The 12,796-nt window shown below is 22.9% G+C and carries 9 protein-coding genes and 1 pseudogene; 1 reads left to right on the forward strand and 9 read right to left on the reverse strand.

What is annotated here, in order from left to right; translation table 4 throughout:
* Nucleotides 1–363 precede the first annotated feature (363 nt).
* From SGLAD_RS03370 to SGLAD_RS03395, 6 genes and pseudogenes are all read right to left on the reverse strand, one after another.
* Nucleotides 364–1,674, reverse strand: coding sequence for a 3'-5' exonuclease (locus SGLAD_RS03370; RefSeq protein WP_134297637.1), 1,311 nt, complete (start codon nt 1,672–1,674; stop codon nt 364–366).
* A gap of 21 nt (nt 1,675–1,695) precedes the next feature.
* Nucleotides 1,696–1,917 (reverse strand): annotated as a pseudogene (locus SGLAD_RS05550) (UvrD-helicase domain-containing protein); the annotation flags it as partial.
* 9 nt (nt 1,918–1,926) lie between these two features.
* Nucleotides 1,927–2,190, reverse strand: coding sequence for a UvrD-helicase domain-containing protein (locus tag SGLAD_RS03380; protein WP_134297638.1), 264 nt, complete (start codon nt 2,188–2,190; stop codon nt 1,927–1,929).
* 718 nt (nt 2,191–2,908) lie between these two features.
* Nucleotides 2,909–3,850: a 1-phosphofructokinase family hexose kinase gene (locus tag SGLAD_RS03385; protein ID WP_134297639.1), complete on the reverse strand. Its 942-nt coding sequence runs from the start codon at nt 3,848–3,850 to the stop codon at nt 2,909–2,911.
* Nucleotides 3,851–3,868: 18 nt separating this feature from the next.
* Nucleotides 3,869–6,082 (reverse strand): PTS transporter subunit EIIC, encoded by a 2,214-nt coding sequence (locus SGLAD_RS03390; RefSeq protein WP_134297640.1) that lies wholly within the window; start codon nt 6,080–6,082, stop codon nt 3,869–3,871.
* A 51-nt stretch (nt 6,083–6,133) separates the two neighbouring features.
* Nucleotides 6,134–6,868, reverse strand: coding sequence for a DeoR/GlpR family DNA-binding transcription regulator (locus SGLAD_RS03395; protein WP_134297641.1), 735 nt, complete (start codon nt 6,866–6,868; stop codon nt 6,134–6,136).
* Nucleotides 6,869–7,005: 137 nt separating this feature from the next.
* On the opposite strand from SGLAD_RS03395, the gene SGLAD_RS03400 reads away from it, so the two are divergent.
* The gene (locus SGLAD_RS03400; protein WP_134297642.1) at nt 7,006–7,854 is read left to right on the forward strand and encodes a class II fructose-bisphosphate aldolase; all 849 of its coding nucleotides are present in this window, start codon (nt 7,006–7,008) and stop codon (nt 7,852–7,854) included.
* Between the two features lie 120 nt (nt 7,855–7,974).
* On the opposite strand, the gene SGLAD_RS03405 is transcribed toward SGLAD_RS03400, so the two are convergent.
* From SGLAD_RS03405 to phnC, 3 genes are all read right to left on the reverse strand, one after another.
* The gene (locus SGLAD_RS03405) at nt 7,975–9,216 is read right to left on the reverse strand and encodes a PhnD/SsuA/transferrin family substrate-binding protein (RefSeq protein ID WP_134297643.1); all 1,242 of its coding nucleotides are present in this window, start codon (nt 9,214–9,216) and stop codon (nt 7,975–7,977) included.
* A gap of 72 nt (nt 9,217–9,288) precedes the next feature.
* Nucleotides 9,289–11,904 carry a PhnE/PtxC family ABC transporter permease gene (locus SGLAD_RS03410; protein WP_134297644.1) on the reverse strand — a complete coding sequence of 872 codons (2,616 nt, stop codon included), beginning with the start codon at nt 11,902–11,904 and terminating at the stop codon, nt 9,289–9,291.
* Between the two features lie 2 nt (nt 11,905–11,906).
* Complete coding sequence (phnC, locus tag SGLAD_RS03415) at nt 11,907–12,668, reverse strand: phosphonate ABC transporter ATP-binding protein (protein WP_134297645.1); 762 nt, start codon at nt 12,666–12,668, stop codon at nt 11,907–11,909.
* Nucleotides 12,669–12,796 lie beyond the last annotated feature (128 nt).

A 12,796-nucleotide genomic window follows, 5' to 3' on the forward strand; every position in this document is an offset into this window, starting at 1 on the left:
TTTAGAAATTAAATTTTAAACCTTTCATTATTAATAAATTCTTTTTAACTGTATTTAGTAAATTATCTTATTTAGTATTTACATTTAAACAATTAATCAGATTAAAGCAGTTATTTACAAAATCATTATCACTAATTTGAATATTCTTTTGTGTTTTAAATTTTATAACTTTTTTTATTAAACTATTTAATGCCTCGTTGTCTAAATGTAATTCATAAATGTATTTATTTTTTAAGTTAAATAAACAAAATTTATAATCTCTATATATCTCATAATCTGAGTTATTATTGATAATAAAATTATAGGTCAAAAGTTGTAAGTAGTGCTCCATTTCTAACTTATCAACATATTTAAATTCTCATACTACTTTTTTTCTATATCAATGCAGTCAATAAATCGACTCAATTCTAATGTATCAGATAAATATGATACGGGAACTTCAAATAAACAATTTTTGCTTAATAATTTTTCAAATATTTTATTGGAAGCATATTTTTGTTCTTCACTAATTCAATTCATATCTTTAATTTGATTAATTCTATAAAACTTACCTTCATTTAATGCGTGTAAAAATACGACTAATTCTAGCAAATTTAATTTTTTATCATCATAAGATTTAATAATATTTTTAATCCTAGTTTTTTGTCTTTTTAATAATTTGATAATATTATTTTCTTCTTTTTTAAGTTCAATTTGCTCATAAAGATCTTTAAAGTAGTTTATTATTTCTTTTATATAACCATTATCATTTTGAAAATATAGTGGGAAAAATATTCCATTAATTGAACTTACATTTTCTAAATATTGAATTTGTTTATCCTTTTTAATTTTTGTAAAATGTACTAAGTTATTTAAACCTTTAATAGTATAATCACATTTTAGATTAGATATATTTTTTTTAATATTTGAAAAATCTTCTAATATATTAATTAAATTAAAATTATTAAATAAAGATGTGACATTTGTTATGATTTTTTCATTGTAGTTTTGAACTAATTGTTTATTAGTTATTTGTTTATTTAATTCAAGTCATAGATTTTTAAAATTTTCATCAACATTAAATTTTAAGTATGAATTGATTTTAGTTTTACTTAAAAAATTAGCTGCTTTATTCTTATAATGATTTATTATAATTGTTTGATGTGTAGCTCTTGATAAAGCAACATAATGTAGGTTAGTTGGTTTATTGCTGTCTTCATTTTTAGCAAAGTAATCAAAATAATCATTATTAAAATTAAATACGATTACAAGTTTTTTTTCTCTACCTTTTGATTTATGAATTGTAGAGACAATTATTTTATTCTTAGATTCTTCTTTGTTAATTTCATTAGACTTAGAATTAGTCATATGAATTAAATGACCTTTATTTGATAAATATCCAATAAACTGATTTAATGGTGAACTTGGACTATTGTTCAAAGTATTTGATAAAATAAATATTTCATCATCTTTATAATTGGAAATATAATTAATTATTGAACTATAAAGTTTTTCTTGTTCGAATACATTACAAACTAAATAAACAAATGAGTCTTTAGATTTTTTTGTACTTTTAATAAAGTTTTTTTCTTTAAAGTAAACATCATTTAAAAATTTTGCATTTTGACTTGTAATTCTATAACTTGTTGAAAGTTTTTTTGTTACTCATTGTCTTTTATTTAAGTTAAATGTCAAGTTTGCAAAACTTAAATATCGATTATCCGATCCTTTATAACCATATATTGCTTGTCGTGAATCTCCTAATATAATTATTTGCGATTCTCTTAGTTTAAAATAAATTATTCTTATTAATATTTCATATAAAACTTTATCTAAGTCTTGTGCTTCATCTATTATAATACAATCATAATTTTCTATATTTCCTACTAACTTATACTCATTATTTATAATTGAATTTAGTTTACTATCATTATTAATTTCTCCAACTTAATTATAGCAATGACCAAAAAAAGAATGAAAAGTGTATGATTTAATATTTGTTAATCCTAGTTTTTCGATTTTATGATTATTATCTGATGATAAATCTTTATTAAAAGTTAAAAGTAAAAATTTCTTATTTAAACAATTTTTTGCTAAATATAAACACGTTGTAGTCTTTCCACTCCCAGCAACTGCTTCTATTTTTAAGTTTTTACCTTCTTTTAAAGACTTTAAAATACTAACTTGTTCATCACTTGGTATAAAACTCATTTTTTTACTCCATTTTATCTTTAAAATTTAAATATTTACTTAAATATTACTATAAAAGAAAAAATAAACCAAATTTATAACTAGATTAAATAGAGCGACATATTAATTATCATTCTGTTTTGTTAAAGTATAAATTTAGTTTATTTTTAACAAAAATATTTTATCATTAACCGGCATTATAATGTAATTGATAGTTGCTAGTTTTATAATGAAATTCTCTGCCATTATCTCATGAAATATAATAGTCAACAAAACCTTGTAATTTAAAATCATAAAGATTATTAATTACTAATTTTCATTCTTTATCAATATACTCAAAACTTCATTTTGATTAAAGAAATATACAGTTGAACTATTATTTACTGAGTTTTGGCTTCTTACAAATTCACATCAATTTTATAGTAATTATTGATTAAGCCTTCATAGTTTTTTGTTTTTAAAATAGAAGCTTGTGTATTATTTTTTGTTATCAACGGACTTGATTGAAAGTATAGTTGGCATTTTTTATTTTAAGTGAACTAATAGCTTTATCAGTTTTTGCATGAAATATCCATACCCTAAACCAAGAGTTGCTAAAAATAATACAAAATAACTTGATACTAAAATAATAATAATTTTATTCATATCTTTTCTCTTTTTTTGATTAACAATACAAAAAATTATAAATATTTTTTAGATAATACTACTATTAGTGTTAAAAAAATAATGAGATTTCTCATTATTTTAATTTAGTAATTACTATTGAGTCCTTTTTTTTACTTAATTCTTCTATTAGTTCAATACTAGCAATCTTATTTGTAAAAGCAGTTGCACTTCCACAAATTATAGACATTATTAAGGATTTTTCAAAGTCATTAGTTTTTATGAATGTATTAACAAACCCCGCTAACATACTATCTCCTGCACCAGCTGCATTAATTAGTTTGTTACTTCAATTACCAATACTTGCCTTAATGATTGTCTCTTCATTTATAAACATTGCGCCATTTTTTCCTAAAGAAACAATTATGTTTTTTGCTCCCATTTTAATTAATTGTTTTGCTGCATTAATACAATCTAATTCAGAACTAATTTTTGTTTTTAAAGTTAAAGCTAACTCATTTTGATTAGGTTTTATTAAAAAAGGTTTTTTATCTAAAGTTAGTAATAGTGATTCTCCAAATGAATCGACTACAAAATTAGCTTTTAATTTATTTGCCAAGCTACATATTTTAGAATAAATATCTTCATTTACATTTTCAGGAATACTACCTGTTGCAATTATATAATCATCTTCATTTACATTTTCTTTCAAATATGAAAACATTTTTTCAAGCTCTAAATTACTAATAGATGGGCTTTTAACGCTACACTCAGTTTGGTTTTGATCTATTAGCTTTAAATTCACTCTTATATTTCCGTTTGATTGAAATTTTTTATAATTAATTTTTAAATCATTTAAACCTTTATAGAAATAATTCTCAAATTCACCACTTGAAAAAACTATTGACTCATTTTTCATACCTAAATTGTTTAACATCATTGAAACGTGAATCCCTTTACCAGCGGGATACATTTCTACATAAGTTGGTCTATTTGTTTGATCTTTTATGAGATTATCGAACTTTAAAATATAATCTATAGAAGGACTAAGAGAAATTACATAAACTTTATTTTTCATATTTTTCCTTTCATTAGTTTAAACGATTCTTGGTTTTAAAAGATTTTCTTTTATTTCTAAACAATGTATATCGTTGTAATATAAATTTTTAAAAATAGTTAGGTCTTTATTTTTAATACTTTCTATTTCTTTAACATATTTTTCAATAACTGAATAATATTTTAAAGTTTCTACAGATAAGTTTTTTCCACTTTCTTGTAAAGCTGTTTGTAATGCTGTAATTTTAGAGTTTAAAATTTCAATTCTTTTTAATTTATATTGATTATTTTTAGATGTATCTAATAATTGATTTGCAGTTTGTTTTTTATCTTTATTATTTGAGCTTAATAATTTTTGAGCTTTATTAAATAAAGATGCATTTTTATCTTCTCTTAATTGAGTAAATCTATTTAAAGAATATTCTAAATTAGATTTTTTTACACTTAAGTTATAATGTTTTTTAGTAACTACATTCAAAAGTTTTAACTCTTTTAAAGAGTTTTTCAATTTAATAATTTTATCATTTAAATTGTTTTGTCTATCTGATGTAATAACTTTTAATTTATTTACAACATTTTTAATTATTTGTTTAGTTAGTTGATCAGATTTAATATATTCAATAACTTTTATAATTTCATTTTCAATATTTACATTAATTTCTTTTAAATCATTTGTAATTGTTTCAATCGATTTAATCAATCATTGTTTATCAATATTTTTTTTATTTGCTTTTTTTAATATAGCAATTAATTCTTGTGCAGAATAATCAGTGTTCCCTTTTAAATGTTCTATTTTAATTAATTTATTTGTTGTTTTTAAAGATAAAGTTTTTTCAGTTTTTTCTTCTTTTCATAAAAAATATGTAATTAAAATTCCTAGTGCTAATGAAGCAATATCAATTAGAATTGCTGCTAGTAAATCATCAGTATAAGCTAAGAAACCAACAATACCACCAAGACCTGCAAGATTATCTAGAGTGACTTTAAAGATTCCAATTAATCATCCTCCAATCCCACCCGCTAAAACTCCAGTTAAGAATGGCATACCTTTTGGTAAATTTACACCATAAATACATGATTCTGTAGGTCCAGATATAACTCCTGGTAATGCTGCTAAAAATGCAGCTGATTTATCGATAGTTTTTTTTGTTTTTAATCCAACAGCAATTGTTGCACCCATTTGTGCTCAAGCAGCTGCAAATGCAGCTGCTAAAAATATTGATGGGTTATTATTAACACTTAAATCAGCAACAGCTGCAAAGAATAAAATGTTGTGTACTCCTAAAACCACCAAAGGTTGTCATGTTAGACCAACTATTAAAGCGCCTAATCCAAACGGCATATTCATAAATCAGTTAAATGCAGTTAATAATGCATTTTCTACAATTCCCATTATAGGCCCCATAACAAAGAATGCTAAAAATCCTCCTACCAAAATTGTTAAAAATGGATTTAATATGAAGTTTGCAACTGGATTAAAGTATTTTTCCATAGTTCTTTGTGAATATGCAATAATAACACCCATAACAATAAATACTAATATTGTTGAATAAAATGGTTTAATTGATATTTGTCAATCTCCTAATTTAAATAAATCTATTCCACTTTCTGGAATAATTGGAGAAATCATTAATAATGCTAAAGCTAAAGCTGTAGGTAATTTACCTCCTAAATATCTAACAACAGATCACATTGCAATTACACCCATCATTTTAAATCCGTTAGATGCAATTACATTTAATAAGTAATCGAAAATATTATAATCAGTTCCTAATACAGCTCCTTCTATAGTTGGATCAGAACCTATTTTTGTTCTTATTAAAAATTGTTGAAATGCCATAATAAGACCAACTCCTATTAAAAAAGGAATTAGTGGTCCAAAAAATGCAGAGACAGATTTAATAAATCTTCTTCATATAGATATATTATTTTCAACTACATTTTTTTTTGTATTAAAATCATTTTTAACAACTTCATTATTTGATACTAGATTTATATTTAATAAAGATTTTTTTAATAATTCTGTAATTTTAGAAACTTCAGCACCAATAATAAGTTGTAATTCACCATTTGATCATAAAGCACCCCTAATATTGGTGATGACTTTCAAATCATTAATTTTTGCTAAATCTGGGTTGATTAAACTTAATCTCATTCTTGTAGCACAATGGTAAACATCTTTTATATTGTCAACACCACCAACTTTTTCAAGAATATTTTGTACCATCACTTCTTGTTTTTCAATTTTACTCATTCATTTAAGCCCTTTCTATCATAAAAGACTTTTTAAAAAAATCTTAAATGACTATGCTAATATTAATTTTCCTTTGTAATTTGAAGGGCTTTCTTCGCTTATTAATGTAGAATTTTTATCAATATCTACTTTTATTCTGTTTTTAAAATTAAATTTACTTGAATCCATAAGTATAAAAGAGTTTTGAGAATTCTTTATTACTTTTTCTTTTATCATAGCTTCTTGTACATTAGTTGTATAAAAATTATTATCTTCAAGACTGTTCATACCTATGAAAGACTTATCAAAATAAAAACTATCAATAAATTTTAATGAAAGTTCACCAACTGTGGCATGTGTTGAAGGTATTATTGTTCCACCAATCAAACACACTTCAAAATCTAACTCAATTAGTTCTAAAGCTATTGAATATCCATTTGTCACTATACTTATTTTTTTGTTTTCTAAATGTTTAATCATTTGTTGAGTAGAAGAACCTGTATCAATAAATATTAGTTCTCCATCTTCTATAAGTTCTGCTGCTTTTTTTGCAATTTGATTTTTAGAATCAATGTTTATTAACTGTTTTTCTTCATCGAAACGTTCTTGCATTGGTTTACTATGAACTTTTAAAGATTTTGCTCCCCCATAAACTTTAATGATTTTACCTTCTTCATGAAGTTCATTAACATCTGTAATAATAGTTGCAATAGTTGAACTAGTTATTTTTGCTAGGGTTATATTTTTTACAAATCCTTTTTCATTTATAATATCTACAATTTTTTGTCTTCTTTCATCCTTAAGCAAAGATATTCCTCCTAACTTGATAATAGCATAACTTTTAAAAAAGTTTATAAAAGTTTATAATTTTTTATAATATATTTTTAAACTTTTATAAACTTTGTTATATTATCTTTATATAATAAGATTATAAGGAGAAAATTATGAAAGCGAGTTTAAAAAAAGAATTAATTAAAGCAAGAAATGGAAAATATGCAGTTCCAGCATTTAACTTTGATAATTTAGAAATGATGAAAGGAATTATTGAAGCTGCAGAAGAAGAAAACTCACCAGTTATACTTATGGTAACTGAGAGTGCAGCATTATATATGGGATTAGATAATGTTTTTGCATTTTCTTTGTCAGCTACAAATAAAGCAAAAATACCTGTTGTATTACATTGAGATCACGGATTTGACATTGAACTAATAAAAAAAGCAATTGATGTAGGTTTTTCAAGTGTAATGTTGGATTCATCTTTAAAACCATTTAATCAAAATGTTAAAGAAACTTTAGAAGTTGTAGAATATGCAAGAAAAAATGGAGTTGAAGTAGAATCAGAAATTGGACACGTTGGAGGTAAAGAAGATGATAGAAACTCTTCTTCCAATGGTTATACAGATATTACAGAAGCATTAGAATTTGAAAAATTGACACAAATTGATGCACTAGCAATAGCAATAGGAACAAGTCATGGTTTATTTAAAGGTGAGATAAAATTGCAGTTTGACCTTTTAGAAGAATTAAATCAAAAAATTAAAACACCTTTAGTTTTACATGGATCAAGTCAGGTTCCTTTAGAAGATTTAAAAAAAGCAATTAGTTTAGGAATCACTAAAATAAATATAGGAACCGATTTGAAGATTGCTTGTGCAAATGGAATTAAAGATTGATTTGAAAAAAATGAGAAAGGTTACGATGCTAGAAAGTATGGTAGAAGTGCAATTGATTTTGTAAAAGCAGAAGCAATAAAAAAAATTAGAGCATTTAATTCAAACAATAAAGGACGTTAAACAAATAACTTATTTGTTAAAAATTATTATAAAAATAACCATCGAAATATTAATGACTAAAAAACAAATACTACACTTTAAATTGGTGTAGTATTTGTTTTACTTATTTAATTAAATTTTTTAAAACTGAGAAACTAGTTCTTTAATTGATTTTATTTTTTCATAGTTTTTAGTTATAATTTCATCATTTGCAATTTCAAATTGATTTGCACTTTGATTTTCTTCTAAACCAATATAATTTGAGTGATTATAAACATCAAACAATTCTTTATTTTCAGATTGTCTTACTAATGAAATAAATGCACTTCTAACAACATTTGCAAAAGTTTCATCCATTCTTTTTCTTGAATACATAATTCCATCGTTCGGAATTCCATATGAAGTACCAATCATTACAGAGTTTTTAAATACACTAGGATTATCTTGTTTATAAATTATTTCTCTCATATCAGATCATCCAAAAACTATATCAAATTGAGGTTCATCATCTGTAACCCCTTTTGCAGCTGCTGCAGAACTTAATGCAATTAATTTATCATCATACATTTTTTTTAATTCTGTATCTTTAAACTGCATTGTGTTTTTTAATCACAACATTGGATATAATAATCCAGCACTTGAAGTTACATTTTCACTTAAAGAAATTCTTTTATTTGCTTGTGCTTGAGTAATTAATTTTTTTACTTCATCATGTTTAAATTCATGATTTAAAGGATCAACACTATTTCCTAAAGTATTTTTTACAAAATTTGAGTTTGCATAAACATATGATCGATAATAACTTACATCACTTTCTTTATTTAAAATAGTATCACTCAGTGCTTGTGCTGATAATTGTTTATCAACAACACTACTACTTATTACTTTGTTATAAGCATTAGCTAAACTAATTCCTGAATCATCTGATGCAAAATCATATTTACTTGCTAACTCATTGCTAAACTTATTATCTTTTTGAAACTTTTCAAAAGTACTTTCTGAACGAATTGATGGTCTAGAAGAAACAGTTATTATTCCTGCATCTTTATAAGTTCCATCATCTTGTTTTTCACCACGATAATTTTCATAAGTGTTTACAGATAAAAATGCTAAATCAGTAGTTCCTGATCTTAATGCTTCTCCTGCTGCTTCATAGTCGCTTGCCATAATTATTTCTACTTTTTTATTGAAACTAGAATCTAATTCTTTTAATTTATTTTCTAATTTTGCTTCTAAAGGTTTAATAGTTGCCATAGTTGCTGTTGGGTCAACTGAAGGTATAAAGTTAATTATTAATTTATTTGAGTTGCTACATGAGCTAACTCCAGATGCTATAGGCATTATCAATGAAATTGTTCCCATTAACATAAGTAATTTTTTCATTCTCTTTTTTATTCTCCTATATGTGAATATTAAATCACACCTTTATTATATAACATTAAAAAATAAATGAACTTATTGTTGATTTTGATTAAAAAATCAGTTTAAATTATTAACTTTATACTTATACATTGTTTTTTGATCAATTTTGCTTCTTTTATATTCTATTTTTAAATCTTTTTGATTCGCTTTTAAGGTTTTGTCTTCTGCATATTTTATATAATTCAAATGATAATTTTTTAAATTATTAGTATAGTTTTTTTTAAGAGTTTTTAAATAATTTTTAAAATGTAATTTTATTAACTTATAAACTTTTAAATATTCTTTTTTAAAATCAGTTAAATTGCTATATTTATTTAAACTAAAAACTTCTTGATACGCTTTTAATAAAGCAGTTTTTTTATTTATTTTATTACTTTTTTTAATAGCAAATAGTTTTTTATTAGTATATGAATATAATGCTTTTGATCGATCAAAACTTAAACCGTCTTTATTAAACAATAAAACTTCATTAGTTTTATATAAAATAAAGTTTTTGTTTTTTAGTTTTAAAATAATTCAATCAATTAAATATGGATTTTTATCATCTTTAATTTTTTGTCTTAAAATATTTGCAAGATACTCAACTAAAAAAGTACATATAATTATTCCAAACATTAATGCTCCAAATTGTTCAAAATAACCATCATTAAAATAAGCTACTAAAACAAATCCCATGTTTCCAGCACCAACAACTCCAAGAATTGTTACTTCTTTAAAATTAATATCAAAACGATAAACTATGTAAGAAATTATTCTACTTGATGTTTGAGGAATTATTCCATATCTAAACTTTTGCAAAAAATTAAAACCTGTTGCTTCTAATTGTGAAACTAATTTTGTATCAATTTCTTCAAATGCTTCACGACTATATTTTGTTAACATTGAAAATGAACCAATTGCTAAAGCAATCGCTCCATTAAATGGTCCTAAACCAATTATTGATACAAAAATTATTGCATATATATAAGTAGGAACAACTCTTATTAAAATTGTAAAACCTTTAAAAACTTTTGCTATATAAAAATTAACAATAGTTTCTGAACTTAATAATGCAAAAATATAAGCAAAAATAGATCCAATAAAAGTTGCTAACATTGCAATTGAGATTGTTTCAAATACTAACTTAATTACAGGAATAGAAACAATATTATTAGTTAAAAATAAAGAAGATAGATCCATATTTAGCATTCTTAAAATATTTTTATTAGTTGAGTTTATAATTGCAAATGGTTCAATATGAAAATCGATTAAAGTCATTGAATATATAAATAATGCTAAAAAAATAATTCCTACAATAACTCTTTTAATATATTTTTTTGGTTCTTTTTGTAAATAATTACTAATTGAAAGATTTTTTTGTAAATTATGTTTGATTTGTTTAATCTCTAAATTTAAATTATTAATATGATTTTTTTTAAGTTCTTGGACCTGAGCATTAAAATTAGTTACAAAAATCTTGTCTCTTCTAACTTTACATTTAAAATAATCATTATAAACAAATCACTTATTAATATTTATATTTTTTTCTTTAAATTCTTTAAAGTCATTTATATCTTTTTTAAGATTATATTTATGATCGTTTTTAAATTTTTTAATTTCTTTTTGCATTGCTAATTTTCGTTCTTTAACTTTAACTTTATTATTTTTATTTTCATTAATTAACTCTAAGTATTTGTTTTTAATGTGACTTTCAATAAAATAACTTTTATTTTTTTTCAAGTTAATGTTTTTAATTTGCTTATTTAGTTTTTCAATTTCTTTATTATCCACAAAAAAATCTTTATCTTTAATTACATATTTTTTTAAAAAATAAATTAGTGCTTCTAAAAATACTATACACAGCATTAAATTAAATAATATAAACCCTACTCTATCATATTTTTGTAAACTTTGATTTTTGCTAATTAATTGTCCAATTCCAATTCTTGAAATCCCTCCAATAATTGCAACATATTTTACATTTGATTCTAAACCATAAAAAAGCAATGACATTATACTTACAGATAATTGAGGTTTAATTCCAGAATTAAATGCGTTTGGTTTTTTTGAACCTGTTGCTATTAAAGTTGAATAAATTTTATAATTAATTTGTTGAAGTCTTTCTAAAAATAATTTACCTGATAAAGCAATACTAAAAATAACAATAGTTAACATAACTGTAAAAGTATTTTGACCAAAATAACCAATTAAGATTAAAACAAATACAAATGAAGGAATCGTTCTAAACATACCTAAAATAAATATACAAAGATTATTAATAAATTTATTTTTTGTTAATTTATTACATGCACAAATTGCTAAAAACAAAGCAATAATTATTCCAATAACAGTACCTGCAAATGACATTAAAAAAGTTTGTAAAAATGAAACAAAAGTTGTATAAATAAAACTTTCTCCAAAAGTGTTTTTTACAAAATAAGATTTTAAGTCTCATGTTAACATTTGTTTTATTCTTAAAAATAATTTTGGAAAACCATTAATTAATTGTTTTCAATCCCCATCAATAAAATAAATACTAAATATTAATAACCCTAAAATTAAACAAAAAAATAAGATTGCAAAATATTTTTTGGGTGATTGAACATAGTCATTATCAATTTTAAAAACATCTTTGCTAAATAAAGCGTTCATTCTTCTTCTATAATTCATTTTTACTCACCATCATAATTATCACCATATATATTTTTTAAATCTTCTTTAGTAATTTGATTTGCCAAACCATCAAAGACAACTTCTCCGTTTTTTAAACCAATAATTCGCTTTGCATATTTCATTGCAAGATCGATATGATGAATATTTATTAATATTGTAATTTTATCTTCTTGATTAATTTTTAAAAAATCTTTCATAACTTGATTTGCCAACATTGGATCTAGTGCAGAAACTGGTTCATCTGCAATAATTAACCTAGGTTCTTGAGCTAAAGTTCTTGCCAAAGCAACTCTTTGTTGTTGTCCACCGCTTAAATTTTCTACTCTTACAAATGCATATTCTAATAAATTAAGCTTTTTTAAATTTTTTAAAGCAATTTCTTTATCTGCTTTTTTAAAAATTCCAAAAAACGACATAAAAAAATTCATTTTAGAAACTCTTGCATTTAAAACATTTCTTATAGTAGTTTGAGTTTCAATATTATTGTATTCTTGAGACATTAATCCAACTTTTTTTCGATATGTTCTTAAAACTTTTCCTTTAATTAAATTTAAATCATAGTTAATATCATCAAATTTAATTTGTATATCTCCTGAATTAATACTAACCAGTTTGTTAAGTGTTTTTATTAAAGTAGTTTTTCCAGCTCCAGATGATCCAACAATTGCAACAAATTCACCTTTATTAATTTTTAAATTAATATCTTTTAAAGCATGATTTCCATTAGATCAGACTTTATTAACATTGTTAAAATTTATCATAAAAAGCTCCTATTTATTAAAAATATTAGTATTTTTAACTTATATTTATATTATCTACTATTTTTTAAATACTATTTAATTAATTGTTATTTCTTGTTTTAAATAAAAATCTACACATTATAATGTGT

The organism is Spiroplasma gladiatoris (assembly GCF_004379335.1).
GTDB lineage: Bacteria > Bacillota_I > Bacilli_A > Mycoplasmatales > Mycoplasmataceae > Spiroplasma_A > Spiroplasma_A gladiatoris.